This is a genomic window from Gracilibacillus ureilyticus (assembly GCF_900111195.1).
Taxonomy (GTDB): domain Bacteria; phylum Bacillota; class Bacilli; order Bacillales; family Amphibacillaceae; genus Gracilibacillus; species Gracilibacillus ureilyticus.
Map to the genome: position 1 here is coordinate 89,359 of NZ_FOGL01000003.1, position 26,565 is coordinate 115,923.

Annotated in this window: 28 protein-coding genes; 20 read left to right on the plus strand and 8 right to left on the minus strand. The window is 38.1% G+C overall.

Features of this window, described 5'->3' with window-relative positions; genetic code table 11:
• The first annotated feature begins 15 nt into the window (after positions 1 to 15).
• From BMW36_RS04830 to BMW36_RS04860, 7 genes are all read left to right on the plus strand, one after another.
• Complete coding sequence (locus tag BMW36_RS04830) at positions 16 to 903, plus strand: ROK family protein (RefSeq protein ID WP_089739598.1); 888 nt, start codon at positions 16 to 18, stop codon at positions 901 to 903.
• 270 nt (positions 904 to 1,173) lie between these two features.
• Entirely contained in the window at positions 1,174 to 1,830 is a 657-nt protein-coding gene (locus BMW36_RS04835; protein ID WP_089739600.1) for an SOS response-associated peptidase, read from the plus strand.
• A 71-nt stretch (positions 1,831 to 1,901) separates the two neighbouring features.
• Positions 1,902 to 2,327: a DUF2512 family protein gene (locus tag BMW36_RS04840; protein WP_089739602.1), complete on the plus strand. Its 426-nt coding sequence runs from the start codon at positions 1,902 to 1,904 to the stop codon at positions 2,325 to 2,327.
• A 228-nt stretch (positions 2,328 to 2,555) separates the two neighbouring features.
• Complete coding sequence (locus BMW36_RS04845; protein WP_089739898.1) at positions 2,556 to 3,029, plus strand: DinB family protein; 474 nt, start codon at positions 2,556 to 2,558, stop codon at positions 3,027 to 3,029.
• 269 nt (positions 3,030 to 3,298) lie between these two features.
• Positions 3,299 to 3,808: an NfeD family membrane protein gene (locus tag BMW36_RS04850; RefSeq protein ID WP_483866641.1), complete on the plus strand. Its 510-nt coding sequence runs from the start codon at positions 3,299 to 3,301 to the stop codon at positions 3,806 to 3,808.
• Between the two features lie 9 nt (positions 3,809 to 3,817).
• On the plus strand, positions 3,818 to 5,272 hold the full coding sequence (locus BMW36_RS04855; RefSeq protein WP_245711589.1) for a flotillin lipid rafts scaffold protein FloT: 1,455 nt from the start codon (positions 3,818 to 3,820) through the stop codon (positions 5,270 to 5,272).
• A 76-nt stretch (positions 5,273 to 5,348) separates the two neighbouring features.
• A complete protein-coding gene (locus BMW36_RS04860; protein WP_175480355.1) occupies positions 5,349 to 5,738 on the plus strand; it encodes a YvaD family protein in 390 nt (129 codons plus the stop codon).
• 77 nt (positions 5,739 to 5,815) lie between these two features.
• On the opposite strand, the gene BMW36_RS04865 is transcribed toward BMW36_RS04860, so the two are convergent.
• The gene (locus BMW36_RS04865) at positions 5,816 to 6,535 is read right to left on the minus strand and encodes a MurR/RpiR family transcriptional regulator (RefSeq protein WP_089739900.1); all 720 of its coding nucleotides are present in this window, start codon (positions 6,533 to 6,535) and stop codon (positions 5,816 to 5,818) included.
• Positions 6,536 to 6,745: 210 nt separating this feature from the next.
• Between BMW36_RS04865 and BMW36_RS04870 the strand changes: the two genes are divergently transcribed.
• The 3 genes from BMW36_RS04870 to BMW36_RS04880 all read left to right on the plus strand — a co-directional run bounded on the left by BMW36_RS04870 (position 6,746) and on the right by BMW36_RS04880 (position 9,761).
• Positions 6,746 to 7,585, plus strand: a complete 840-nt coding sequence (locus BMW36_RS04870) for a Cof-type HAD-IIB family hydrolase (protein ID WP_089739608.1) — start codon at positions 6,746 to 6,748, stop codon at positions 7,583 to 7,585.
• 109 nt (positions 7,586 to 7,694) lie between these two features.
• A complete protein-coding gene (locus BMW36_RS04875) occupies positions 7,695 to 8,828 on the plus strand; it encodes a type II asparaginase (RefSeq protein WP_089739609.1) in 1,134 nt (377 codons plus the stop codon).
• A 174-nt stretch (positions 8,829 to 9,002) separates the two neighbouring features.
• Positions 9,003 to 9,761, plus strand: a complete 759-nt coding sequence (locus tag BMW36_RS04880) for a sporulation protein (protein WP_089739611.1) — start codon at positions 9,003 to 9,005, stop codon at positions 9,759 to 9,761.
• A 104-nt stretch (positions 9,762 to 9,865) separates the two neighbouring features.
• Here BMW36_RS04880 and BMW36_RS04885 read toward each other — a convergent pair whose 3' ends face one another.
• Complete coding sequence (locus tag BMW36_RS04885; protein WP_089739613.1) at positions 9,866 to 10,315, minus strand: DUF2188 domain-containing protein; 450 nt, start codon at positions 10,313 to 10,315, stop codon at positions 9,866 to 9,868.
• A 16-nt stretch (positions 10,316 to 10,331) separates the two neighbouring features.
• A complete protein-coding gene (locus BMW36_RS04890) occupies positions 10,332 to 10,658 on the minus strand; it encodes a four-helix bundle copper-binding protein (protein WP_089739614.1) in 327 nt (108 codons plus the stop codon).
• Positions 10,659 to 10,838: 180 nt separating this feature from the next.
• On the opposite strand from BMW36_RS04890, the gene BMW36_RS04895 reads away from it, so the two are divergent.
• Positions 10,839 to 12,854 carry a methyl-accepting chemotaxis protein gene (locus BMW36_RS04895; protein WP_089739617.1) on the plus strand — a complete coding sequence of 672 codons (2,016 nt, stop codon included), beginning with the start codon at positions 10,839 to 10,841 and terminating at the stop codon, positions 12,852 to 12,854.
• Between the two features lie 270 nt (positions 12,855 to 13,124).
• On the opposite strand, the gene BMW36_RS04900 is transcribed toward BMW36_RS04895, so the two are convergent.
• Both BMW36_RS04900 and gnd read right to left on the minus strand, forming a co-directional pair.
• On the minus strand, positions 13,125 to 14,468 hold the full coding sequence (locus BMW36_RS04900; protein WP_089739619.1) for a GntP family permease: 1,344 nt from the start codon (positions 14,466 to 14,468) through the stop codon (positions 13,125 to 13,127).
• Positions 14,469 to 14,489: 21 nt separating this feature from the next.
• Complete coding sequence (gene gnd / locus BMW36_RS04905; protein ID WP_089739621.1) at positions 14,490 to 15,386, minus strand: phosphogluconate dehydrogenase (NAD(+)-dependent, decarboxylating); 897 nt, start codon at positions 15,384 to 15,386, stop codon at positions 14,490 to 14,492.
• Between the two features lie 174 nt (positions 15,387 to 15,560).
• On the opposite strand from gnd, the gene BMW36_RS04910 reads away from it, so the two are divergent.
• Both BMW36_RS04910 and BMW36_RS04915 read left to right on the plus strand, forming a co-directional pair.
• Positions 15,561 to 16,412 (plus strand): MurR/RpiR family transcriptional regulator, encoded by an 852-nt coding sequence (locus BMW36_RS04910; protein WP_089739622.1) that lies wholly within the window; start codon positions 15,561 to 15,563, stop codon positions 16,410 to 16,412.
• A gap of 23 nt (positions 16,413 to 16,435) precedes the next feature.
• Positions 16,436 to 16,624, plus strand: a complete 189-nt coding sequence (locus BMW36_RS04915; protein ID WP_089739625.1) for a hypothetical protein — start codon at positions 16,436 to 16,438, stop codon at positions 16,622 to 16,624.
• 86 nt (positions 16,625 to 16,710) lie between these two features.
• On the opposite strand, the gene BMW36_RS04920 is transcribed toward BMW36_RS04915, so the two are convergent.
• The 3 genes from BMW36_RS04920 to BMW36_RS04930 all read right to left on the minus strand — a co-directional run bounded on the left by BMW36_RS04920 (position 16,711) and on the right by BMW36_RS04930 (position 19,159).
• Positions 16,711 to 17,085, minus strand: coding sequence for a PH domain-containing protein (locus BMW36_RS04920; protein WP_089739627.1), 375 nt, complete (start codon positions 17,083 to 17,085; stop codon positions 16,711 to 16,713).
• 202 nt (positions 17,086 to 17,287) lie between these two features.
• Positions 17,288 to 18,199, minus strand: a complete 912-nt coding sequence (locus tag BMW36_RS04925) for a DMT family transporter (protein ID WP_245711590.1) — start codon at positions 18,197 to 18,199, stop codon at positions 17,288 to 17,290.
• Positions 18,200 to 18,433: 234 nt separating this feature from the next.
• A complete protein-coding gene (locus BMW36_RS04930; protein ID WP_089739629.1) occupies positions 18,434 to 19,159 on the minus strand; it encodes a CAP domain-containing protein in 726 nt (241 codons plus the stop codon).
• Between the two features lie 488 nt (positions 19,160 to 19,647).
• On the opposite strand from BMW36_RS04930, the gene BMW36_RS04935 reads away from it, so the two are divergent.
• The 7 genes from BMW36_RS04935 (at position 19,648) to BMW36_RS04965 (ending at position 26,565) form a co-directional block, all read left to right on the plus strand.
• Positions 19,648 to 20,649, plus strand: a complete 1,002-nt coding sequence (locus tag BMW36_RS04935) for a pectinesterase family protein (protein ID WP_089739631.1) — start codon at positions 19,648 to 19,650, stop codon at positions 20,647 to 20,649.
• Between the two features lie 24 nt (positions 20,650 to 20,673).
• A complete protein-coding gene (locus BMW36_RS04940) occupies positions 20,674 to 21,576 on the plus strand; it encodes a helix-turn-helix transcriptional regulator (RefSeq protein WP_089739633.1) in 903 nt (300 codons plus the stop codon).
• Positions 21,577 to 21,686: 110 nt separating this feature from the next.
• Positions 21,687 to 22,298 carry a peptidylprolyl isomerase gene (locus BMW36_RS04945; protein ID WP_089739635.1) on the plus strand — a complete coding sequence of 204 codons (612 nt, stop codon included), beginning with the start codon at positions 21,687 to 21,689 and terminating at the stop codon, positions 22,296 to 22,298.
• Positions 22,299 to 22,346: 48 nt separating this feature from the next.
• Positions 22,347 to 23,750 carry a 23S rRNA (uracil(1939)-C(5))-methyltransferase RlmD gene (rlmD, locus tag BMW36_RS04950; RefSeq protein WP_089739637.1) on the plus strand — a complete coding sequence of 468 codons (1,404 nt, stop codon included), beginning with the start codon at positions 22,347 to 22,349 and terminating at the stop codon, positions 23,748 to 23,750.
• A 121-nt stretch (positions 23,751 to 23,871) separates the two neighbouring features.
• A complete protein-coding gene (locus BMW36_RS04955; RefSeq protein ID WP_089739639.1) occupies positions 23,872 to 24,471 on the plus strand; it encodes a chromate transporter in 600 nt (199 codons plus the stop codon).
• Positions 24,472 to 24,484: 13 nt separating this feature from the next.
• The gene (locus BMW36_RS04960) at positions 24,485 to 25,021 is read left to right on the plus strand and encodes a chromate transporter (RefSeq protein ID WP_089739641.1); all 537 of its coding nucleotides are present in this window, start codon (positions 24,485 to 24,487) and stop codon (positions 25,019 to 25,021) included.
• Between the two features lie 374 nt (positions 25,022 to 25,395).
• A complete protein-coding gene (locus BMW36_RS04965) occupies positions 25,396 to 26,565 on the plus strand; it encodes an ROK family protein (RefSeq protein WP_089739643.1) in 1,170 nt (389 codons plus the stop codon).

A 26,565-nucleotide genomic window follows, 5' to 3' on the forward strand; every position in this document is an offset into this window, starting at 1 on the left:
TCAGAGGTGAAGAATATGAATACCTATTTAGCAATTGACATTGGTGGAACATTTGTCAAAATAGGGATCGTTAATGAAGAAGGAAAGATCCTTGATGATTATAAAGAACCTACTCCTCCAACTCTTGAGGGACTTTTACAGTTAATAAATAAAGCTCACGGCAATCACCAGAAGGTAAAAGGAATTGCTGTCAGCAGTCCTGGGGCTGTTTCAGATCACGGCTGTATTTATGGTTCTAGTGCCGTCCGGTATTTACACGGTCCCAATATAAAAGAGTTGATTCAAAACCAAGTTCATTTACCAGTTTTTCTAGGGAATGACGCAAACTGTGCGGCATATGCAGAAATGTGGCAAGGAGCTGCAACAGGGTTAAGTGATTTCCTTGTAACAGTAATCGGGACAGGAATCGGAGGTGCGTTGATTAAGAACGGGCAGATTCATAAAGGGGCAAACTTACATGGTGGAGAATTCGGCTTTATGCTGTTAGACCCTGATACGATTGAAAATGACGGAGTGTGGAGCAGAATTGCATCAACAAAAGCATTAGTCAAAAAAGTTGCTAAAGCGAAGCAAACCGATCCGGCCCTTCTGACAGGTGAGATGATTTTTCAGATGGCTGAAGATCAAGATCCCGTTTGTCAGGAAGCGGTAGATCGTTTCTACCACCTTTTGGCTGTCGGAATATATAATCTTCAATACATCTATGATCCTGAGGTTATCCTGATAGGCGGCGGAATTAGTGAACGGGGAGAATTGATTGAAAAAATTAATGAAAAACTGGACGATATAATAAATCGGATCGAACTAGCCAGAATAAAACCTGTCATAAAATTATGTCAGTACAGGCAGCATGCTAATTTACTTGGTGCAGTTTACGGCTACAGACAACAGTTTAAAGATTGAGAAAGAGATTACTTTATCCTCATTCTTAAAAAATCTCACATTATTCTAGTATATCCATATATTAACTCGTATGGAAAAGGTTTTGTTAAAAAAGTAATCTTTTTTTAAATAATTTGCAAAATTAATTGGATTAGTTAGCAATTTTAGGTTATAGTAAAGGAAGAATAGCCATTTTTTATATAGGGGAGCCGGAGTCATATCATTTATGAGGTCCGGTTCTTTTTTTTGTATTATTTTCACTGAATAAATAAGGAAGAGGAGTTGAGGTTGATGTGTGGCAGATTTACTTTGACTATTTCTAAAGAAATGATTGAGAGCGAGCTTGGTATTAGTATCAGTGAATATAGGGAGAGTTATAATATAGCACCAACCCAGAGTGTGCTTGGTATGGTCGGTTCAGATCATGGATACCGCTCCGGATATTTCAGGTGGGGCCTTATTCCAAGCTGGGCAAAGGATGCTTCAATCGGATCCAGATTGATTAATGCCCGAAGTGAAACCATTGACGAAAAACGTTCCTTTCAGCCGCTGCTTAGCAGGAGAAGGTGTGCCATTATTGCTGACAGTTTCTATGAATGGAAACGGGAAGATGGTAAGAAAGTTCCTTACAGGATCATGCTTAATGACAAAAAGGTCTTCACTTTTGCAGGGTTATGGGACCGCTGGGTAAAGGATGGAGAAGAAATGGTTACCTGTACCATTTTAACGACAGAGCCTAATAACTTAATGAGTGAAATTCATGATCGAATGCCAGTTATTCTTGATGAGCAATGCAGAGAGCTATGGCTTGATCCAGCTGTTGAGGATAAGGAGCTGCTAAAGTCCATTTTAAAACCTTATGATGCAGAAGAGATGTCATTTTACCAGGTCTCTGCAGATGTAAATAATCCAAGAAATAATGAAGCAAGCTTAATTGAATCAGTATAGAAATAATGAATAAATTATGAGCACTCGTACAAATTAATGGTAGAGAATAGACTAACATTAGAGGGTGTATCATGAGGTATTTTAAATCATTTGGATTAAAACTGTTAGTAACAACTATCACGTTATTATCAACTTTTAGTGTGTTTTATGATGCTGACATATCAAAGATATTTATAACCATTTCCATATTAACAGTCGTTTCATTTATTATCGGTGATATTTTAATCCTCAGGAAAGTTAGCAACACAGTGGCGACAGTGTTAGACTTGCCGTTCCATTTACTCCTCTTGTGGATTACAGGAGAGTTATTGCTTGCGGAAACCACTTATGAAATTTTGTCAGTATCCGTATTTGCTGCTGTCTTAATCACATCACTTGAACCCTTTGTCCACCATATGTTAGAGCAGTCGGAAAAAGACTTTGTTACAACATTAAACAATGCACGTTTTCAAACAGAGATAAGTAAAGAGTTGCAAGAAAGAGATGAGGACAAATAAGTATCTTTGGATCCATATGAATTATCCCCTCCGTTTTTATATAGGTGGGGATTTTTCACCTCCATTTCCACTTGACTCCTCCCTGATCAAAACTATTTCTCTTTAGAATGAATTTTTCAGTTAATGCCTTTCATATAATATCATGGTAATATTGTTTTAAACTGGTAAACGATGTGTTTGGAATGGAAGCACCGTTTTGCAAAATTTATGAAAAAGGTTGTGAGGGAATTGGATCATTTAATCAATCAGTTAGTGTATGCAAGGGAAAGTACGATCGAATATGTAAAACATATAGACCCGGAGAGCTTATATGTGATCCCTTCTGGTTTTAACAATCATGTTCAATGGAATCTCGGCCATATTTACGTCGCATTTGAGAAGATTGTATTTCTTTTAACAGGAAATAAAGCAAATTTTCCTGATCATTTTGCCGAATGGTTCAGTCCAGACACATCACCAAAGAATTGGGATAAAGAGGCTCCTTCGGGAGACGAACTGATTGGACTATTGGAGGATCAATTGGAAAGGCTCCACTCCCTTTCTTCTGAGAAAGTGGATCAGCCAATTCTGGAAACCTATACAACTTCAACTGGTTTTTCTATCTCAACAATTGGCGAATGCCTAAGTTTTATCATTCACCACGAAGGTATGCATTTAGGGATGATCAAGAGTATCTGTCAGTCTGTTAACAAGAATGAATGATGGTTTTGTAAAATAAGCAAGGTGCCTGGTATCCAGCCATGCACTTTTTTTCTTGCCACAGCGCAAAAGTATGTCCATCCCCACTGATCAGCAGTCTCACTTTATGGAAACATAACATGTTATATGCTTAATAACTATGTTATGATTATAAATATCCAAAACTGTTAAATAACTACCATAACACATAGAATATGGAACCTTTTCTATGGTTCATTCGTATGTAATATTGGAAACAAAAAAGGGGAGGTGTATTAATTGGAGCATTAGATATTTACTGGTGGTTATTGTTGGGGAGTCTTGCCGTTGCCCTTATTTCTTTATTCTTAGGTAATATTTTAGATGGGATATTAGAGAGTGTGTTCGACACAGTTGGTGACTTTTTTAACCCATTGCTGGTTTTTGGTACCTTGTCCGTCATCGGAGGTGCAGGGGTTCTTCTGAGCAAATATAGCGGATTGGGAGAGTTCTATGTTCTCGCAGTTAGTATTCTTTTTGGACTGGGGGCATATTTTCTGATTTATTATTTTCTTGTAATACCTATGTCCAATGCTGAGTCATCTACTTCTATCTCTGTCTATGACTTAGAAGGGAAGATAGGCGAAGTGATTACAACAATACCTGCAACAGGAATGGGCGAAGTGTTTGTTTCTTCATCCAGTGGCAGCAGAAGTGAAACAGCAATCAGTTTTGACGATACAGAAATTAAACAAGGGAAAAATGTAGTTATTGTAGAAGTGAAGGATCATATATTATATGTTTCAGAGATTGATGAATTTTAAGGAGGGAAAATGATGGACATTATCATAGTAATTGGTGTAATAGTTGCAGTAATTATCGCATTTGCAATATTATTTGCGGTACGCTACAAAACAGTTGGTGCAGATGATGCAATGATTGTTACTGGGAGTTTTCTAGGTAGTAAAAACGTACATAGAACGGATGATGGCGGGGGAATTAAAATTGTCCATGGCGGTGGTGCGTTCATTCTGCCAATCTTTCAACGTGCAGAGAACATCAGCTTGCGTTCTCACAGTTTAGATATTTCTACACCTAATGTGTACACGGAAAATGGTGTGCCCGTTATGGCGGATGGTACGGCAATTATTAAGGTTCAAAGTACAACTGAGGGAATTGCTACTGCAGGGGAGCAATTTTTAGGGAAAGACAATTCCGAGTTGCGTAAAGAGGCCCAGGAAGTACTGGAAGGTCATCTGCGTGCAATTTTAGGTACGATGACCGTTGAGGAAATTTACAAAAACCGTGAACGATTTGCTCAGGAAGTGCAGACACAAGCAGCAGTTGATCTTAAGAAAATGGGTCTGCAAATTGTCTCATTCACGATTAAAGATGTACAGGATGAAAATGGTTATCTAGAAGCATTAGGTAAGCCGCGAATCGCTGAAGTAAAACGTGATGCGCAGATTGCTGAAGCCAACGCGATGCGTGATGCAAGAATTCAAAAAGCATCAGCAGAAAGAGAAAGTAAAAGTGCGGAATTGTTAAGTGAAACACAAATTGCAGAATCGACAAAAGAGAAAGAATTGAAGATTGCAGAATACAAGCGTGATCAGGATACAGCGAAAGCCGAAGCAGATATGGCCTATAAGCTGCAGTCTGCGAAAGCAGAACAAAAAGTAAAAGAAGAAGAAATGCAAATTCAATTAGTTGAGAAAAATAAGCAAATTGAGATTGATGAAAAAGAAGTACTGCGTAAACAACGGCAGTATGAAGCAGAAATATCTAAAAAGGCCGAGGCTGAACGTTATGCTACGGAACAAAAAGCCGAGGCAGACAAAGTTACCCGTGTGAAGCAAGCGGAAGCAGAAGCAGCGCAAATCCGCCTTGACGGGGAAGCGGAAGCCGATGCGATTAGACAAAAAGGTTTGGCTGAAGCCGAAGCAAAAGAAAAGCTGGCAGAGGCAATGGAGAAATATGGAGAAGCGGCTATTTTAGAAATGATTATCAAAATGCTTCCAGACTTTGCTGCTAAAATTGCAGAGCCAGTTAGTAAAATTGATAAAGTTACAGTTGTAGATAATGGAAATGGTGACGGTGATGGTGCCACAAGGATGAGCAGCTATGTAACGAAATTAATGAGCCAATTGCCGGAAACTTTAAAAGATGTCTCTGGTGTTGATTTAAAAGGGATGCTTGATAACATATCGACAAGAAATGAGTCAAAAATTAAAGAAAACCTCGAGGTCGCTAAACAGACAAAGCCTGAATACAGTGAAGTAGAATAGAACAAATACACTAAGAACAGGTTGGCATTTGGATTGGATGGATATGCTAACCTGTTCAAAAACTTTGGAGGAACTGATGAAAGCATTAAAACCTTTTTTTCTTGTAACTGATATTGGTTTTATTATTTATTGGATTGTAACCTATTTTAGTTGGATCCCAAAGGAATGGGCATTTAAAGATTATGATAATGAGATGATCATAGCATGGAACTGGTCTTTCTTTCCATTGGATATTTTCATTTCGGTAACTGGTCTGTTCAGTTTATATTTATATAAAAAAAAGAAAAGCTCCTGGAAAAACTTTGCGTTAATTTCTCTTGTACTGACATTCTGTTCCGGGCTTCAGGCAATCGCTTTTTGGGCATTTAGCGGCGATTTCGATATAACATGGTGGTCTGTTAATTTATATTTACTCATATATCCATTATTCTTTATTCCAATGTTTCTATCTAAAGCTGAGGATTAATTATTTGGGTTAACCGGGAAGGCTCTTTCACCCTGATCTAAATCAAGCACCTCAGATTCTCTTCAGAATATCTCCCATTATTCACGGGATATTTTCCTTGCGATCGCTTCAAGAATGTATATAACTGGGACTTGTGTTGTTACATTGGAGTCTTGATACCATTCTTCAGTTACATAATAAGAAATGTTCATATTAGATATTTTGGCGATCGTGGAAAGTTTATTATTTGTGATACTGATTATTTTACTTCCTTCTTTTTTCAATTGGTTAATTTGCGTAACAGTAAAAGGATTTTCTCCAGATACTGATAGTACGATTGTTACACTATTATCCCGAAATTTCGTGTGGATAGGGAAATGCGGGTCTTTTATATAAAGCGAGAATTTACCAATTGCAGAAAAGTATCTTGCACCATATTCGGCCAGGATGCCTGAACTTCCTGTACCGATAAATATGATGCTGTCAGCAGCGGAAACGAGAGTTGCTGCTTCCTGCATCTTATACTCTAAATCACTATGTAATGTGCGTTCAAAAAACTCGGTAATGGAGTGTTGCGGGCTCTTAATTACCGTTTTTTTCTTTTCCTCCAGACTCATCTTCAATTTTATCTTAAATTCTGAAAATCCTTCACAACCTGCTTTGCGACAAAACCGCAAAATAGTAGCAGTTGATACATGTGTCTCGTCTGCAAGCTCACGGATCCTCATATATGCTGCTTTCTCACTATTTTGTGAAATATAATTATATAAAGCAGTTTCTAACTCGTTAAATGAAACGATCATTTCATGGGTAAAAATGGACATAATATTTACCTGCCTCTTGTTTTCTTAAGATCACTATAGCATATTTCCAGGGAAGTAACACACTGTTACATTTGTGAAACGATTGACTAAATGTGTTATACGGAACGGAATCCTTCTATTATATTTACCTTGCTTATACCAATCTCTATAATAAATCTAGCACAAGTAATGAAGCTTAATTATAAATGTGAAGGTGTGAAACGTATGGATCAGAAAGTTATATTTCTTGATGTAGATGGCACATTGGCTAACGATAGTGGCATTATACCTGATTCGGCATATAATGCCATCAATCTGGCTAGAGAAAATGGCCATCTCATCTTTCTTAGTACAGGAAGGTCAAAAGCAGAATTATTCGATCATATATTAGAGATCGGATTTGATGGAATCATTGGTGCTGCTGGAGGTTATATAGAAGTAGAAAATGAAGTTATTTTCCACCAGTTTGTTGAAAGAGAAGCAATAGAACATTTAGTTAGATTCTTCAATCATCATAACGTTGATTATTATCTGGAATCTAATGGTGGTCTTTTTGCAAGCGAAAACTGCAAATTGCGTATAGAAGAAATCATAAATCGGACAATTGCAGAGAGGCCGGATCTGAAGGAAGAGATGGAACAGGGTTTGAGGCCGTTCCAGCAAGTATTAAAGGATAATGAAAATCTTATCAGGGAAGATATTAATAAGATTTCTTTCCTCGGATCAGACCTGCCTTTTGAGTTCATCCAAAAAGAATTTGAATCGAAGTTTGAGGTGATTCCCAGTACTGTACCGATTTTTGGCGAAAATAGCGGAGAATTATCTATTAAAGGAATCAATAAAGCTATCGCGATAGAGAGGGTGCTGAAATATCTTAAAAAGAACCGTACAGATACATTTGCATATGGAGACGGTCTCAATGACTTGGAAATGTTGGCATTTGTACAGCATGGTATCGCTATGGGAAATGCCAGATCAGAATTAAAGGAAATAGCAGATGATATCACCTTTACCCCAGATCAAAATGGACTTTTTCAAAGTTTCAAAAAATACGGTTTGATTTAAAAGCTGACAATGTAAAAAAACCTTGTCAGGAAATTTCACATTTTTGTGTTCTTCTTCCGAAAAGGGATGGTAAAGTAACATCTATCATACATAAGAGGAGGAGTACATAATGAAAATTTCAAGAAAAATCTATCTATCTATTGCCACTGCATTAACAATTGCAATTATGTTGGCAGCACCTTATCTTCCGGGTGCTGGCATAGGAACAGATCATGTAAGTAAATCGGGTCTGTTAACAATGGAAAGTGTATCAGCGGCAAGTCAGAATGAGGAATTGCCAAATGTAGCAATTCTCGCTACAGGCGGGACAATTGCAGGCAGTGGAAACTCAGGAACTGATACAACAGATTACAAAGCAGGAGAATTAAGTGTGGAGGCATTGATTAATGCGGTGCCCGAAATGGCTGATATAGCGAATATATCTGGTGAACAGATTGCCAATGTTGGCAGCCCGGAAATTACGAATGAAATTCTGCTGAAATTAGGAAATAGGATTAATGAATTATTAGCAAGTGATGATGTGGATGGAGTAGTGGTCACTCATGGTACTGACACGCTGGAGGAGACAGCATATTTTCTGAATTTAGTAGTGAAAAGTGATAAACCGGTTGTTGTTGTGGGATCAATGAGACCGGCAACAGCAGTAAGTGCAGATGGACCATTAAACTTATATAATGCAGTTTTACTTGCATCATCTCAGGAATCAAAAGGAAGAGGTGTACTTGTTGCACTAAATGACCGAATAGGGGCAGCGAGATATATTACAAAAACAAATACAACGGTTGTGGATACATTTTCTGCAGCGGAAGAAGGATATTTAGGAAGAATTGTTGGAGGTAAACCTTACTATTATAATGAATCTACTAGAAAACATACGGCAGAAACAGTTTTCGATATCTCTCAGGTGACGGAGTTGCCACAAGTAGACATTGTTTACAGCTATCAAAGTAATCCAAGATATATGATTGATGGAGCTGTAGAAAATGGGGCAGACGGGATCGTAATAGTAGGCTCAGGTAATGGTTCATTGTCTTCTGCCTATGTAGAGGGGGCACAGAATGCGATTGAGAGTGGCAGTGAAATTGTTGTTTCAAGCAGGGTTGGTACAGGTACAGTTTCACCAAGAGACAGTTTCATCACATCTGATTCCTTAAATGCACAAAAGGCAAGAATCTTACTAATGCTAGCTTTAACAGTAACAGATGACGATGATCAGATTCAGAAATTCTATAACGAGTATTAAGAGAGGAGGGATAATTCCCTCTTCTTTTTTTCAGGGAGTTGAAACTTTTTGGATAATTCATTCGTACAGAAAGTATGCCAGTGATATTATGGAAGAGATGATCTGGTTCTGTTATTTAAACATAATGCATATATAAAAACTTTAGAATTAATTATATTTTGGAGGATTGATGAAATGTTTAAAAAGTTGCTAGCAAGTGCGGGGATAGGTAGTGCTGAGGTAGATACTCAGTTAATTAATGAAACATTAAGTTCTGGGGATATGCTTAGAGGGAAAGTCGTAATCAAAGGTGGCCGAACAGAGCAGCAAGTGGACCGTATTAATCTTTTTGTAATGACAGAGGCTTTACGGGAAAGAGATGATAAGAAGTATTATGAAAAAGTTGTCTTACACCGATTCGCTTTAAATGAATCGTTTACCATTGGCGCTGGGGAAAGAAAGGAAATTGATTTTGAGTTTGAATTACCGATTCATACACCACCTACAATTAACCGAACCAGAGTATGGGTTCAAACAGGTCTGGACATCCCACAAGCAATTGATCCAAATGACCGTGATTATTTACAAGTAACCCCACATATCTATATGGACACTGTCCTGCGAGCTATTACACATGAATTAGGATTTGAGCTGCGTAAGGTGGACATGGAGCATTCCAGACGACATGGATATATTCAGGAATTTGAATTCCGTCCATCACCTGAATTTCGTTCAGACCTGGATGAGTTAGAGGCAGTATTCTTTGTAAAAGAGGATAGAATTGAGCTCGTTCTGCAAGTGGATAGAAGAGTAAAAGGTTTAGGAAGTTTGTTTGCTGAGGCTCTCGATATGGATGAATCGAATGTTCGCCTGTCATTTACAAAATCTGAAATTGAACAGGGAGCGTTATTTGTGGCAGATAAATTAAGAGATGTAATAAAGCAGTATAGTTAACGTTCTCAGAATGTAAGTGAAGCAAGTTTACTGTGAGTATAATAGAAAAGCTGATCATTGATAATTAAATCAGATGATCAGCTTTTTCGCTTTTCTTACTTATATTACTCATTTAATGTATCCTTAACAGATCCATCTTTATTGTGGATGATTACCTGTGTCTGCTTATTTTTTGCTATTTCTTTTGCACGGTCAATGGCATCTTGTTTATTATCATATACATTTGAAGCTTTTTTGGCATCTTCGGCTTTTACCGCCCAACCATCCTCATGGGGAATCACATGTTCACCTTTATCCATTAATTCTGGCCGGCTTGATTGTTGATCGCCACCTCTGCTCCTTAAATCTTCATCGCTCATTTTCTTTACCTGGTTTATTTCTTTCTCAGAGGCATTTTCATACCATTCTTTTGCTTGATCTGTAGCAATAGGAATAGCCCTTCCTTCCTTATATCCTTCATCGATCATGGCATTGGCAATATCAATGGCTTTATTTCTTACGGGCTCATCCAGATTTTTGAGTGAACTGGGGTAATCAGTTGTATCCCAAGGCAATTGTCATCCTCCTCTATCACATTTGCTGAGCAAATTCTTCACATGCATCGGCACAAGCAAAGCATGCTTTTGCACATTTTTGACAATGGTCATGGTCATGCTTTTCGCATTCCGTTCCACATGCCGTACAGATTTTGGAACATACTGCTGCTAAGTCTTTAACAAATGGCGAGTTTCTGGAGATAGCTGTCTCCAGGTAGCTGCAAATATCCGCACATTCGCGGTCAAGTCGGATACATTCTGCCATTTTATTTATATTTTCTTCTTGCAAACATGCATCAAAGCAGTGGTTACAAGATGCCATACATTCATGTAGAGTATCTAAAAGTTTCTGTTGATCCATAATATAATACCCTCCAGTTTAATTAGTTTGGTTACATAATATACGCTTCCCGCTGAATGAAGATATAAACATGTCTTTAAGAGGCGAGGGAGAAATATTTATGCGGAATCGCTTGAATAATGTCGGAAAACGTCGATATAAGTAGAGAAGAAAAACAACTTAGAGAGGAACGGGGTAAGCATGAAACTTAGCTTGAAGCCAAAAAACTGGTGGTTAATTATAAAAAGACAAAGTGGATTGATACGAACGAGATTAATCGCAGCATTTTTAGCGATATTAATTATTCCAGGGTCAATTATCGGTTATTTTTCCTATGATACTGCAAGAGACGAAGTTAGAGAGAAAATAATTAATGGAACGGAGTCTAGTCTTCAGTTAGTAGAAAGTAACACTGCGCAATTTATAAATCGATCGATGATGAATCTAAATACATTGACAGATGTCATCAATAGGTATTCATTGGATAATGAACAAGAGATCGTTAGGGAATTCATGGATTATTTTGTGAGTAGTAATGCAGAATTAGTAGATGTAACAATAGGACTAGAAGATGGTTCATTTATAGGTACTCCGACAAGTGATGAAAGCGCATATGATCCAAGGGAAGAGACTTGGTATACTTCTGCTCTAGAATCACAAGAAATATCGATTTCTAATGTGGTACAAAGTACAGTTGATGATGAATGGGTAGTGAGATTATCTCAACCATTGGCCAATCAGCAAGGAGTAGTCCAGTTGGCAGTAAGTTTATCTCCATTAGCCGAATCTGTGAAAGCAACCAAGCTTGGTGATACAGGGACAATGGCCATTCTGGATAGTGCAGGTCATATTGCCACAGGGACTGGTTTTATTTTCGATGCTGGAGAAATTGGTCAGGGAGTAAATTTTGATATTAGAACAGGTAACGCGTCAAATGAAGAAGTTAGTATAACAAATGTAGATTTAGGAATGCCAACACAACTTTTTGAAATAACAGAGTCAACTAGTGGTTGGACTGTTACTGGTTTAATTGCTCTTAGTGACTATAATGTTGCAGCAGCACCTATTCTTAAAACAGTATTAGCTGTGCTTGGCATTTCTATTTTACTCGGATTTTTGCTGTTATTTTTCACTGTTCGCTCGATTACCGTCCCATTGAAAAAACTAAGTAAAAGTACCAGAAATATTCGTGACGGGAATCTGAACGAGCAAGTTGAAATTAAGCGGAAAGATGAAATCGGGCTGTTGGCGGAAGACTTTAATGATATGACTAACTCACTGCGAACTGTAGTAAAAGATGTGAAGAGTGCATCCGACCTTTTATCAGGATCATCTGCTTCCATTAAATTAAGCACAGAAGAGACAACAAGAGCTGTAGAAGATGTGGTTAATACGATTCAGGAAACAGCTGAAACGGCAACAAGCGGTGTAGAAGCAACGGAAGAGACTGCAGGAGCGGTCGGTAACATGGCAGATGGCATTCAGTCTATTGCAGATTCTGTACAAATTATTGTGGAAACTGTGAATAAGACCGATAAGGATGTAGGTAAGGGTAGCGAAACTATTACAAATGTAAGAGAACAAATGGATAAAATTCTAGAAGCGGTTCAGGAATCCTCCAACATGATTGTAGAACTGTCTGCATTATCCAACGAAGCAATCAACATGAACAGTGCGATTGGGGATATAGCTCAACAAACTAATCTGTTATCATTAAACGCATCGATTGAAGCGGCGAGATCAGGAGAGCACGGAAGAGGATTTGCGGTAGTTGCAAATGAAATTTTAAAACTATCAGACCAGTCTAAAGAGGTAGCTGAAGGTATTGATTCTACCATTATGAAGATGATTCATATTGTGGAGCGAGCGACAGAAACAATGCGGGGGAATGTCCACAATCAGTTAAATCAAGGGTTGCGTATTAGTGAAGAAGCAGCCTCAGCGTTTACTAATATAGAGGAATCAACGCAGCAAATTGTTCAACAGATTCAGGATATCTCTGGAGTTACAGAAAATATAACTGAAGGAACACAACTGGTTGTTGAAAATATTAACAAGCTGGAGAAGGTAACTAAGATGTCGGCAGATAGTGCCCATACTACTTCCGCTTCAGCTGAGGAACAAATGGCTGCAATGCAGGAGATCGCTTCAGCATCAGAACAATTAGCAGACATGGCGAATACATTAGAAGATTTAGTGAAGAGATTCAAACTTTAATATTAATGATATGAAATAAAAGGGTTGTATTAAAAGTAGATCTGAACAAAGAGTTATTGTTCAGATTTGCTTTTTTGTGCTTTCATTTTTAATCATCAAAGCGGTAGGGATGAGATTTTGGAGAATAAAGAAGTCTTAATTATCTATGGAGTAACAGTTCTGGTGAGTAATGAAAAAAGAATGAGCTCATGACTCATTCTTTTTTTCATTGCAAAGACATATTCTTGATCTACTGTAATGAGGTATCCCTTATATTAGAAGGGTTTTCAATTATGAGATAAAAATTCCTAAAATTAATGCGACCCCTAATCCGACAAGGCCAATCAATGTCTCCATCACAGTCCATGATTTTAATGTATCTTTTACATCAAGTCCGAAGTAACGTCCTACTAACCAGAATCCGGAATCATTTACATGTGATAAGACAGTCGCACCAGAAGCGATGGCGATAACAATTAAACCAAGAACCGGACCTTCTAAGTTTAGTATACTAATTAATGGTGAAACTAATCCAGCGGCAGTAACCATCGAAACTGTTGCTGAACCTTGTGCCACACGAACTGCTGCAGCAATAAGAAAGGCGAGCAAAATTGGTGGTAAATTAGATCCTGCCATCATATTCCCGATTACATCACCAACACCGGAGTCGATTAATACTTGTTTAAACACACCGCCGGCACCTGTTACAAGAATGATAATACCTGCAGGCTCCAATCCTTTATTTGCAATATCCTGTACTTCCTGACGAGTGTAACCCCGTTTGGTTCCTAAGAAGACAAACGTTAGAATCGTAGCAATAGTTAAAGCTACAAATGGATGACCTAAAAATGTAAAGATCTGTTTCATAATATGGCCATCATCTAATAGTACTCCTGAAAACGTATTTAATAGAATAAGTACTAATGGAATTAATATAATTGTTGCGATCAATGGAAAGCTTGGAAGCTCACGATCATATTCTACTTCTTCTGTATTCATATAATCAGGTACGACTACATGCAGTCTTTTTGAAATATAACGGGCAAACAACGGACCGGCAATAATCATTGATGGAATCCCTGCAAGCGCCCCAAACAGGATTACCCATCCAAGTTCAGCACCGACTAATTCAGCAACAGCAATCGGGCCAGGTGTTGGCGGGATAAAACTATGTGTAACAGCTAGACCTGCTAGTAATGGAATTCCGTAATAAAGCAGTGATTTGCCTGTTTTCTTTGCAAGACCGTATACAATTGGAACAAGGATGATAAAACCTACATCGAAAAATACCGGAATAGCAACAAGAAATCCTGTAATACCTAATGACCACTGTGCCTTGTCTTCGCCAAATTTATTAATCATTGTTCGCGCAAGGCGATCAGCTCCGCCTGATACTTCAAGCATTTGACCGAACATGGCACCTAACCCTACAACGACGGCTACAAATCCAAGGGTGCCGCCCATCCCTTCCTGCATTGTTTCAATTACTTGATCAAGAGGCATCCCTGCGAGAATACCAACAATTAAACTTACTACTAATAATGAAACGAATGCATGCAGCTTTGTACGTATAACTAAAAATAATAATAGGAAAATTCCTGCAATTGCAATTAATATTAACATTTGATCTGACATAACACTTTCATCCCTTCAAAACTATTTTTTACTAACAGCATGTCCACCGAATTCATTTCTTAATGCTGCAACAACTTTCCCTGTAAATGTGTCATCTTCCAGTGATCTGTATCTCATCATTAATGCGAGTGTAATAACAGGTGCAGCAGTTTGTAAGTCCAGTGCAGTTTCTACAGTCCATTTTCCCTCACCGGAAGATTGCATCACACCACGAATTTGATCAAGATGAGAATCCTTAGAAAAGGCATTCTCCGTCAATTCCATTAACCAGGAACGGATGACAGAACCGTTGTTCCATACTTTGGCAACCTTTTCATAATCGTATGAAAATGGTGACTTCTCTAATAAATCAAAGCCTTCTCCGATTGCCTGCATCATTCCGTATTCAATACCGTTGTGTACCATTTTCAGGAAGTGACCGCTTCCAACTTCGCCAGTATACAGATAGCCGTTCTTTACAGTGAGATCGTTAAAAATTGGTTCGAGTTCCTTGAAAACAGCCGCATCTCCACCGACCATCGTACAGGCACCATTACGGGCACCATCTGTACCACCGCTTGTCCCGCAATCAAAGAAATAAACCCCTTTATCCTTACACTGCTTTCCTCGTTCAATCGAATCTTTATAATGGGCATTTCCACCATCGATGATTCTGTCACCATTCTCCAGACTGCTCAGAAGCTCAGTAAATACAGTCTCGGTTATTTCACCTGCTGGTAACATTAGCCAGACAGTTCGAGGGGGTGTCAGTGATTGAACTAACTCACCAAGTGAATCAGCTGCTGTAACCCCTTCCGTTTTTATTTTCGCTAATATCTCTTTATTTGCATCATGTGCAATTACTTTATGTTGTTTATCTAATAGGTTAAGTGCCAGCTGATATCCCATTTTTCCTAAACCTACCATTCCTATTTCCATTAAGACCATTCCTTTATCGAAAAAAATTTCGTTCTCATTCATTATACGAAAAAAAATTCTTTTTTCAACCGTTTACAAAAAATATTTTTTTTCATGGACACATCTTGTATAATAAAAAACAAAGTAGAAGAATGTTGGAAACTATTGAATCCAGTCTTGTCAGGGGAGTATTTTATGAGAAAAAACCAAACATGTCTTATGAATATCAGGACAAATTACCCGAGATTTAGTGTGACAGAGAGAAAAATAGCTGACTATATAATAAAGCATCCGCAAAATATTATTCATTCATCAATAAATCAAGTTGCGGAAGATTTAAATGTGGCAGAATCAACTGTTTTCCGATTTTGTAAGAGAATCGGATACAAAGGATATCAAGCGATGAAGATTGCCCTTGCATCTGAGGTTATATCATCCGAGGATAATATTCATGAAAAAGTTGAACAAGGAGATATGATAGAAACAGTCGCATCGAAAGTTTTCCAATCACATATTCAATCATTAAAAGATACGTTAGAAATTATCGATGAAGAAAAGCTTCAGCTTGCAGTAGGAATGTTGACTGCTGCGAGGAGTGTACAATTCTTTGGCAGTGGTGGCTCAAGTATTGTAGCGTTGGATGGGTATCACAAGTTTATAAGGACAGGTTTGCAGGTTCAGGCAGTTCAAGACACCCATATGCAATTAATGGCAGCAGCTCAATTAACTTCAGAAGATTGTGCGATTTTAATCTCTCACTCAGGAGCTTCAAAAGACATTATCCATATTCTTAACATTTTGCGAAAGAGTAATGTGAAAACGATCGCAATTACAAATTTTGCAAAATCTACTTTAAGTGAATCTGTTAATATTGCTTTGTATACAAGCTCTGAGGAAACTTCTTACCGTACAGAAGCATTCTCTTCAAGGGTTGCTCAATTGACGCTTATTGATGTATTATATGTAAACATCCTAATGAAACTGGGAGAGAAAGGGCAAACTGCTTTGGAAAAAATGCGCGAAGCATTGATGATTAAGCGGCTGTGAGAATGGAACAGGAGTGAAGAAATATGGTAAAAAACTTACCTTTGCTGTTAGCGATGTTATCAATCGGTACAAGTGTCCTGATGATAAGTTTAACTATGCAGCTTCAAGAGTTGGTGCGTTGGACCTTAATATTAATTGCCGTGCTTCTCAATATTTGGAGTGCCATAGGATTAATTTTGCATGTTGGCATTCAAAAACTTAACAGAAATTGATTGATCCAAAACAGAATCCTTCAAAAATAAGCCGGGTCAATCAACCCGGCTTATCTGTATATCTTGTCACAAGTTATTAATGTGCCCTATAATACATATCCTGCTAAAACACTTTGTACTTCATAAATATTTAAGCTTTTGTTGAATTGTTTTTGTATAGGCTGAGAGCTGCCGGATAACCAAATTTTCAACTCAGCATCTAAATCAAAGTTCCCTGCAGTTTCGATGCTGAAATAGTTAATATTTTTATATGGCAGTGAGAGGATTTCTGTTTTCTTTCCTGTGATCCCTTGCTTGTCGACTAAGATGAGGCGTTTATTTGTAAAGATAAACAAATCACGAATCAGTTTATAGGCTTTCTCCACTTGTTCTCCTGAAGCTAAAGTTGTTGCAAATTCCTTTTCAATTTCACTTACTTTAATTTCAGAAGCATTTCCCATTAATCCGTCTAAAAATCCCATATAAATCCTCCTTGGTCATAGTTAATCCTAAATACACAATGTTCTTTTATTGATTGTCCATCCCTGAATACCTTCCTATTTTGGCATAATTACACTATAATTATGTCAAAAATTGAAGTGAAATTAAAGTAGCTAACGGGATTTTAGGAAATAGCTATTATCACAACTTTGGATATAACAGTCCACCACAGGTCAGTCACAACTAATTTCGATAATTTACTACAATGATACCTGCAGCTACCATCACAATTGCTCCAATAATCATGACATTTAACGTTTCACCAGTAATAAATATCGCTGATAGCAATACACCGGATACAGGAATAATAAATTTATACATACTAATCTTTCCAGCAGCCTGATATTTTAAAAGCGAGTACCATAGAGCAAAGGCAACTGCCGAAAGAAGGGCAGAGTAGAGTAATAGGCCCCAGCCAAATGGTGTAAATATTATGGCATTATCCTGCATTTGTGGATATCCAATGAAGAGTAACAAAATCGCTCCTAATGTTAATTGCCAACCGGTAATGGCGAATGGATGAATCCCTGTTGCTAACTCCTTTGCCATAATGGTTGCAATCGCGCTCGTCAAACCCGCTAAAATCATGAAGCCCTCACCATCCCACTGAAAGGATAATTGAAAAGACTGTCCCCAATTAGCAAAAATAATTCCGATAAAGCCTGCGATTATGCCAATCCCCTTTTTCCGGTCCAACTTGTCATTTCTGTAGTAATAATGCGCAATTATCACAGTGAAAAAGACACCACTTGAAGAAAGAATCGAACCTTGCATTCCTGAAACGATCGCAAGTCCGTTGTAAAAAAAGTAATATTGCAGTGCTGTTTGGATGATGCCTAATACAGTTAAAACAAGTAATTGTTTTCTTGTTATCTTTAACGCTTTCCAATTAATAAATGCTAGTAATGTTAATACAAAGATACCGGCCAGTAAAAATCGAATTCCTGCAAAAACCATTTTAGCCATCACATCATCTGATGCCATTTGCAGTTCGATGTAACTTACTTTCAGCACAGGAAACGCACTTCCCCAAAGTATTGAACAAAATATCGCAATCATGATCGCCGACCATGGGTTAATCAAAAACTTCTTCAAAATAATTCATCTCCTAATTGCAAATAAGATAATCTTATGCTTTTGAAGAAGAACAAGCAAGTTTTCTGTTTTATCCTTTTGCATATGATAAGGAAAGCATTTGATAAAAGGGGTAGTAAGAACTAAAGAGGGAGAAACTATGTTATGTCAGAGGTAAATGATCTGGAGCGGTATGAGGTTTGTACATTGAAAAGGGGGACTATGGTTGATGCAACCGTAGTCCCCCTTTGCTGTTTATTTTCCAATAAATTGTTGTGTCCAGACATCCCCATTGGCAACATACCCAACACCGATGTGAGTAAAGTTAGCATTAAGAATGTTTGCACGGTGTCCTTCACTGTTCATCCATGCTTTCACTACTTCTTCTGGAGATTGTTGACCTTTTGCGATATTTTCTCCAGCTGTTCGATAGTTAATACCGAATTGCTTCATCATATCAAATGGAGAACCATATGTCGGACTGTTATGGCTGAAGTAGCCATTTGTCGCCATATCCTGAGATTTGACTCTTGCCACTTTGCTTAGTTCTGTATCGATTTTCAAGGGTGCCAAACCTTGTTTTTGGCGTTCTGCATTTGTTAGGGCAACTACTTGCTGTTCAAACTGGCTAAGCTCCTGTGCTGCCTGATCTGTTTCTTTTGCAGGTTGCTCTGCAGCTGTTTCTTCTTTTACCGGCGCCTGAGGCTGTTCAACTTTATTATTCTCTGGTGTTGCTTTACCTGGTTCTTGTTCAACGACTACTTCTTGTTTATTTTCTTCTACTTTTACATTTGCTGCAGGATATTTAGCTAGCAATTGATTAATCATATCCTGTAGATTAGTATTTGAAAAATTACTTGCTTCAAATTGATAGTAGATTTGTTGTGAATGGTTTGATTGTGCCTGAACATCATGTGAAAAGCCGCTTCCAAATAATAAAGAAGAAACTAGTAATGCTCCTATACCTATTTTTTTAAACATGTGTAAATCACTCCTTGTTGAAATTTCACCTTAATCATAGCATGGGTTTTCTCGTAATATTCCAGGATATAATTGGAAGTTTAATAGAAAGAGTAGAAAACCAATAATCGTAAGAAACAGAGTCTATGTTAAATGTTAAAAATATACACTTATAGTAAGAAATACACTAAAAAGCATATTGACAACAAATCAGTTTGCTAGTTTTTGTAATATACCGTCGTAAATTATTAATAGAATGTTACCACTTTGTAATTTTATTTACCTGTTCCCCACATTCTTTAGGCTGACTAACAGAGCAATATGGGAATACTTTTTAGACAATGTGTACTAATGAAAAAGAATTAATAATATGCTAACCTTACTGTGTAATCGTTTACTGTTCTCTGTCAGATATAGCACTGGAGGACAAGTATTCGTACAGGCTTATAGAAGAAAATATAATTTCCAGCAGTAATATTCAATTCAGGATAAATATAGGGGGATATAGAATGGACTTTAATGTGCAGGAATTGGAAGGTAAATATGGTGTTTCCATAAATGCTATTGTTGATCAGAAAGATAATGATTATCAGGGAATAAAGGCATATAAGACTGTTCAGGAAGCAGTGAATAATGTGAAAGAAAACGCTGGGACAATCTTTATCACTAAAGGGACTTATTATGAAAAATTAGAAATTAACATACCTTCTGTCACATTGATTGGTGAGGACAGAGAGGAAACGGTTTTGACTTATGATGTGGCGAGTGGAACGGAGAAGGAAGATGGAACAACTTATGGTACTTTTGAGAGTGCAAGTGTTATTGTAAAAGCGCCGAATTTCACCGCACATAATCTGACATTTGAGAATGGGTTCGACTATATGGCTGAATACAGGAAGTTGGATGATGATCCGACAAAAGTGAAGAACATTCAGGCGGTAGCTTTTCGGACAACAGATGAAAGTGATCGGACAAAGCTTGTTAACTGCCGTTTTAAGGGAAATCAGGATACATTGCTTGTTGATAAAGGCACGCATTATTTTAAAGACTGTATAATTGAAGGAAATGTTGACTTTATCTTTGGTGCCGGGAAGGCTGTTTTTGAAACTTGTGACATTATCTCGCTTGACAGAGGGGATTCTGTTAATAATGGATTTATCACCGCTGCCAGTACGTCAATAAACACACCATATGGTTATATTTTCGAATCATGTAATCTATTGAAGGAATCTGCTAAGATGGAAAGTGAAACCGTTTATTTAGGCCGGCCATGGCACCCGGGAGGGGATCCAGATGCGGAAGCTAGTGTTTTATTTTATCAATGTAAAATGGATGGCCATATTAAGACAGATGCATGGACAGAGATGGGCGGATTTTCTCCAATGGATGCCAGATTGTTTGAATATGAAAGCAAAGGTCCTGGGGCAAAAGTAAGTGATAACCGAAGAGTATTAAAAAATGAGGAGGCAACGGCCTTTCGTGAGTATCTTCGTAACCAGTGTGTACGATAATGCAGAATAAGGGGTGATCAATTAGTGGAAGATGTCGAACAGCATGAATCTGTGCAAATTCAGGATGAGCATGTGCCGGGATTTTTAATTCATTATAAAAAAGATCATTCACAAATGCCGATATTTCACCGTCATTTAGGTTATGAAATTGTATGGTTAAAGGATGGGGAGGCATTGTATGTCTTCGAGGAGAAAGTGTATCGCCTCAGAAAAAATACAATACTCCTGTTTAAAAGTTCGGAATTTCATCGTGTAAGTTTGAAGGAGGATGCAGCATATGAACGAGTAGTTGTAATGTTCACAGAGGACTTTCTTTCCTTCGATCACCCTGTTTTTACTCAATTCTGCGACTTTCTTGATCAGCTTCCTTCACCGCATTACATGCTGGATTTGTTTGTATGGCATACGGAGAAGCTGCAAGTGATAATAGATAACTTACTAATCGAGAATCAGAACGAAGATAAATGGCAGCATAGAGTAGCGCTTGAGTTATTCCTGCTAGAGTTATTGTTATTTATTTGCCGTGAGATTAAGGATGAGAATAAACGTGGACATCACCTGACAATAGAACAGCAGCAGGCAAGCCCTGTCGCGGTCCATGATAAAATTATAAAGGATATTAATGAAGTGTGGAATACGGATTGGCGCCTGGATAAGATGGCAGAGAAGCTGCATATTAGTAAATATTATCTATGTCACTTTTTTAAAAAGGAATTTGGTGTAACAATACAGGAATATATTCTGCAAAGAAGGCTTTTTGAAGCGAATAAACTTCTGACAGATACAGGGCTGCCTGTCCATCAGATTGCAGAGTATATAGGTTTCATGTCTGCTTCCAGTTTTATAAGAAGATATAAAGAAAGAACAGGGATAACACCGAATCAGTATAGAAAGAATAATGACAATTACCGTCGTATCATCAAGTAAATAATGGGAAGATATTTTGCCAAAGAAAAGTATACTCCAAAATGGGTATACTTTTCTTTTTTAGGTGTGTATAATACCATTGATAAAGGTATAGAAGGGGTTTAAATAATATGCGAAAGTTGCTTTATTTCTTGTTCATCCTATTTGTTGTGATCCTGTTAAGTGCATGCGGGCAGGGACAGCAAAGTTCATCTGGAAATGATATGGAAGAGCAAGTTGAAATACAGAAAGGCGAGAAGCCAGTTGTGACAATGAAGATGGAAAATGGTGAGGAAATAGTTATGGAACTGTACCCCGAATTTGCGCCGGAAACAGTAGAGAACTTTATCCAATTGGTAAGTGAGGGGTTTTATGATGGCCTAATCTTCCACAGGGTTATACCGGGATTTATGATTCAGGGAGGCGATCCGGAAGGTAACGGGCTTGGTGGATCCGATAACACGATTACTGGTGAATTTGAAAGTAATGGTTTTGAAAATCCGCTGCTTCACAAAGAAGGGGTGATCTCTATGGCCAGAAGTCAAGACCCTGACTCTGCCAGTTCCCAGTTCTTTATTATGGTAGAAGATTCCCCTCATTTAGATGGTGACTATGCAGCATTTGGCCAGGTGATTAGCGGTATGGATACGGTCCATGAAATAGCCAATGTGAAGCGTGACCGCAATGATAAACCGGAAAAAGATCAGGTGATCAGCGAAATGACGGTAAATTTACCAGAATAGTGATAGATGAGATAGTTCTTAACGGGAGGAAAATAAGGAGGAATAAGTTTGACTTCAAATGTTGAAACATATGTGACAGAAATAGAAGAATTAGATAAGAAGGGTTCAGGCCGTTCCGTAGTATGGCGGGATATTGGACAAGTAAATCCAAAGAAATTAAAGCTTAATATTCCACAATCTTTAGTTGGAGAGAAAGTGAAAGTAACGGTTGAAAACCCTGACCGGAAATGGGCAATTGTAAAACCGGAAGAAATCGTGGAAGGACATTCAGAACGGGTGGAAGCTCCATGTCCGCATTTTGAGCGATGTGGCGGTTGTGTATGGCAGCACTGGTCATATGAGGGGCAACTAAAAGAGAAAACGAACCATGTTAAAAAGGTAATTGAAGAGCAAGGATTTGATGCAGGTCTGGTGAAGGATGTAATTGGTATGACAAACCCGTGGCATTATCGTAATAAAATGGAATTTACTTTTGCTAAAGATGGTTCTCTCGGACTTCATGAGGCTGGTAATTTCAGAAAAATCATCTCATTAGAAACGTGTTTAATTGCAGGTAAAGAAATGGTCGAGGCAACAATGGAAGTCGCAAAATGGGCAAATGACCATCACCTGTCGGGATATGATAAGGATACCCATCAAGGCCTGCTTCGCCACTTGATGGTCCGCCAATCATTTGTAACAGGGGAAATAATGTTAGGTTTATTTGCGACAGAGTCTCCTGCTGGTGATCTGGAACAAGCTGTTGAAGATCTAAAAGAGCGAATTACTGGGAATTTCCCGAAAGTGAAGAGCCTGCTGTGGCTGGAAAACAGGGACTGGGCCGACAGAACCCAATCAGAAAAAACGCATGTGTTATCAGGTCGTGATTATATCTATGATGAAATGCTAGGCTATCGTTATCGTCTTTGGTTTGATACTTTCTTTCAAACAAACCCTCTTCAGGCGCAAAAATTAGTAGAATTAGCATTAGAAATGTCTAAGCCGACAAAAAATGATAAAATGATTGATTTGTTTTGCGGTGTTGGGACATTCTCCCTGCCTTTTGCAAGCGCAGTTGGTAAGCTTGCTGGTATCGAGATTGTGGAATCATCGATAGAATCAGCGAAACGAAATGCGGAGGATAATGGGATTACAAATACGTATTTCCTCGCAAAGGATGCAAGACGGGGGATCGATCAAATGCTAGAGTCATTTGGTGTACCGGACATTCTTTTGCTTGACCCGCCTCGTTCAGGAGCAGGTGGAAAAGTAATGCGCAGAATAGGCCGCTCAAAACCAAAGCAAGTAGTTTATGTATCATGCAACCCGGACACATTTGCAACAGATATACTGGAATTAGCACAGTTTGGATATGAATTGAAACAGGTCCAGCCTGTTGATTTATTTCCACATACAGTGCACGTAGAATGTGTCGCACAATTAATTTTAACAGATGAAGCAGCTACCCTTTAGCGGGGTAACTGCTTTTTATATTTTATCACAAACCTATATATCACCGGACTTTTTACCATTTTGGATAAAAGTATGATATGATAGAAATATAGTTTAATAAGGCACCTTGGGAGGTACTGTCATGATAAATAAACGGAAGATCCTTTTACAGGTCTTTTTCTCGTTTTTTAAGATAAGTCCCATTACTTTTGGCGGCGGGTATGCAATGATCCCGATGATTGAGAAAGAAGTGATAGAGAAGAGAAAATGGATGGAAATGAAGGATTTATCAGAAATCTTTGCATTAGCACAGTCTGTACCTGGTGCAATAGCTGTTAATTCCGCTACATTTATTGGTTACAGGCTGGGTGGAGTCTCTGGTTCACTTGCTGCGCTGATCGGTATATTAATTCCTAATTTTATTATTGTTGTTTTATTGAGTATTCTGTTTGTTCTCGTAAAAGACAATCCGGCCGTGGCTGCAGCTTTTACAGGTATCCGTCCAGCGATTGTAGCACTGATTGTTTATGCCGCTTACCGAATCGGACGTACAGCAATCTACGATAAGACAACGCTTATAATTGGCATTGTCACTGTGGGATTGTTACTTATATTAAAAATACATCCAGTAATTATCATTTTTGCGGGTATAGGTGTGGGTATAATCGTTGTGAAAATTAAAAACTGGTTGGGTATTATTACAAATTTAGAAAAAAAAGAAGAGCATACTCTTCTGGATTAAGGCGGGAGATTTTTTGGAATTAATAACGCTTTTTTGGACATTTCTTATGGTTGGCTTTGTTTCGTTTGGTGGCGGGTATGCGATGCTGCCTGTGATTGAGACAGAAGTAACCAGTCATGGATGGATGACGACACAGGAGTTTACAGATGTTATAGCCGTTGCGGGTATGTCTCCAGGCCCTATTGCAACGAATAGTGCCATATTTGTCGGATACCATGTAGCGAGCCTGCCTGGAGCGGTTGTATCAACGATTGGTATGGTGATCCCTTCTTTACTACTTATATTGATAATCTCTGCTTTTTTCTTTCGTATTAACCAGCATACGCTCGTAAAGTCGGCATTATATGGCCTCAGGCCGATCATCACAGGGTTAATTATTTATGCAGCAATAAAATTTGCGTCTAGTAATGAAATGATTGGAGCTTTCTCCTGGCATACGATTAGCTTATTCCTTATTTTCTTCATTGCGCTATTGGCATTAGTTAAATGGAAAATTCATCCGGTTTTTGTGATTTTAATCTCAGGTATTATTGGTATGACAATATATTAGGAGAATAAAAAATGAAAGCAGGTGTAGTAATGAAGAGAAAAGGAAACGGGACCTGTAGTCATGTAAGCAGAGATACTAATAATATAGACGTATAGTCAATAGATAGAGTTCTAAAAGCAGAAGAAATAGCTCTCCTTGAAGAAGAGAGCTTTCTTATAGGAACAGATGATGAAGAAAAAATGAAAGCTTACGGGGAAATCCCTGATTCAACTGTGTGAAAAATGTGGAATAAACATCATACATTGCAAAGTACTAAATCTGTAATACCTCCATGCTCAAAAGTTTCACTTCATTTCCAACTTAACCCGTTGGTTTAATTTTGAAACTAATGGTATACTAGTTGGAAAAACGGGTTCCTTAAGGGTGAAAAGCAATTGTTAAAAGATTTCTTAAAACAAACGTCAAATAAATATATTGGAATGAAACAAGTCTACCAGCACATCCATCATCAGGGTCCTCTTACCAAACCGCAATTAATGGAACTTACGAAGATGAAGCAGACAACGATTACACGTTATTTAGAGGAATTAGCAGAATTACAGTTGATTAAGTTTTCTAAATATGATGCTTCTACCGGGGGAAGACCACCAGCGATGTTTGAAATTCAACCTTCAGGTGGTTTTATAATCGGTGTTGATTTGTCCAGAATACATACAGAAATTGTATTATTTGATCTGCTTTTTACTCCAATTGAACAGTGTTCTTTTCCAATGACTAAACAACATACACCCCAAGTTACGATCGGGCAAATAGTTGATCAGATTCAAATAATAATTAAAAAGCATAACATATCCAATCAGCAGCTACTAGGCATTGGTCTCGGTACAGTTGGTCCCATTGACAGGGAGAATGGTACAATAATAAACCCGCGTTATTTTCATGCCCCCGGATGGGAAGAGGTGGCAATAGTTAAGGCACTGCAGGAACATTTTGCCTTAAGGATTAGAATTGATAATGGGGCTAATACAGCAGTGCTTGGCGAATATAAAAGGATGAAAGCTGCAAAGGAACAAACTATTCTTTACTGTATCAGCGGGCGAGGATTACGATGTGGTGTTTTGCATCAGGGGCAGATAATCCAGAATAAAATCGGGGATGCCAGTGCTTTTGGGGAAATGATCCTTCATGCGGCCTCTCCTGTGAATATGGAGCATAACCAGACCCTTTCACAGTTCATTTCGCTGGAGACTTTAAAGGAAAAAGTTAATCAGCAATTAGACCGGGGAGAAATAGATTCTAGTGAAGAATTATTACAAAGATTAAATGAAGGCGATCCGTTTGTAAAAGAAGTAGTATTAGAGTCAGCCTATTATTATGGAATAGGGATAGCTAATATGATTAATATTATCAGTCCGGACCGGATCATTCTGAACAGCCCGATCCTAAAAGTTTTCCCGGCATATTATGAAAAAGTTGTGGAAACAGCTAAAGCTTACATATACCGTCTTGACAGGCATCCGGGCAATTTTGAAATGGGATCAGAAGATGAAAACGCTGTTTCCCTTGGCGCTGCAGTGATGGTATTTAACAGCTTTTTTGAATAA

Bases quoted from the DNA above. Each gene is read 5' to 3' on its own strand.
- BMW36_RS04830 (WP_089739598.1), top strand. From the start codon at position 16: ATGAATACCTATTTAGCAATTGACATTGGTGGAACATTTGTCAAAATA.
- BMW36_RS04835 (WP_089739600.1), top strand. From the start codon at position 1,174: ATGTGTGGCAGATTTACTTTGACTATTTCTAAAGAAATGATTGAGAGC.
- BMW36_RS04840 (WP_089739602.1), top strand. From the start codon at position 1,902: ATGAGGTATTTTAAATCATTTGGATTAAAACTGTTAGTAACAACTATC.
- BMW36_RS04855 (WP_245711589.1), top strand. From the start codon at position 3,818: ATGATGGACATTATCATAGTAATTGGTGTAATAGTTGCAGTAATTATC.
- BMW36_RS04860 (WP_175480355.1), top strand. From the start codon at position 5,349: ATGAAAGCATTAAAACCTTTTTTTCTTGTAACTGATATTGGTTTTATT.
- BMW36_RS04870 (WP_089739608.1), top strand. From the start codon at position 6,746: ATGGATCAGAAAGTTATATTTCTTGATGTAGATGGCACATTGGCTAAC.
- BMW36_RS04875 (WP_089739609.1), top strand. From the start codon at position 7,695: ATGAAAATTTCAAGAAAAATCTATCTATCTATTGCCACTGCATTAACA.
- BMW36_RS04880 (WP_089739611.1), top strand. From the start codon at position 9,003: ATGTTTAAAAAGTTGCTAGCAAGTGCGGGGATAGGTAGTGCTGAGGTA.
- BMW36_RS04890 (WP_089739614.1), bottom strand. From the start codon at position 10,658: ATGGATCAACAGAAACTTTTAGATACTCTACATGAATGTATGGCATCT.
- BMW36_RS04895 (WP_089739617.1), top strand. From the start codon at position 10,839: ATGAAACTTAGCTTGAAGCCAAAAAACTGGTGGTTAATTATAAAAAGA.
- BMW36_RS04900 (WP_089739619.1), bottom strand. From the start codon at position 14,468: ATGTCAGATCAAATGTTAATATTAATTGCAATTGCAGGAATTTTCCTA.
- gnd (WP_089739621.1), bottom strand. From the start codon at position 15,386: ATGGAAATAGGAATGGTAGGTTTAGGAAAAATGGGATATCAGCTGGCA.
- BMW36_RS04910 (WP_089739622.1), top strand. From the start codon at position 15,561: ATGAGAAAAAACCAAACATGTCTTATGAATATCAGGACAAATTACCCG.
- BMW36_RS04915 (WP_089739625.1), top strand. From the start codon at position 16,436: ATGGTAAAAAACTTACCTTTGCTGTTAGCGATGTTATCAATCGGTACA.
- BMW36_RS04920 (WP_089739627.1), bottom strand. From the start codon at position 17,085: ATGGGATTTTTAGACGGATTAATGGGAAATGCTTCTGAAATTAAAGTA.
- BMW36_RS04930 (WP_089739629.1), bottom strand. From the start codon at position 19,159: ATGTTTAAAAAAATAGGTATAGGAGCATTACTAGTTTCTTCTTTATTA.
- BMW36_RS04935 (WP_089739631.1), top strand. From the start codon at position 19,648: ATGGACTTTAATGTGCAGGAATTGGAAGGTAAATATGGTGTTTCCATA.
- BMW36_RS04945 (WP_089739635.1), top strand. From the start codon at position 21,687: ATGCGAAAGTTGCTTTATTTCTTGTTCATCCTATTTGTTGTGATCCTG.
- BMW36_RS04955 (WP_089739639.1), top strand. From the start codon at position 23,872: ATGATAAATAAACGGAAGATCCTTTTACAGGTCTTTTTCTCGTTTTTT.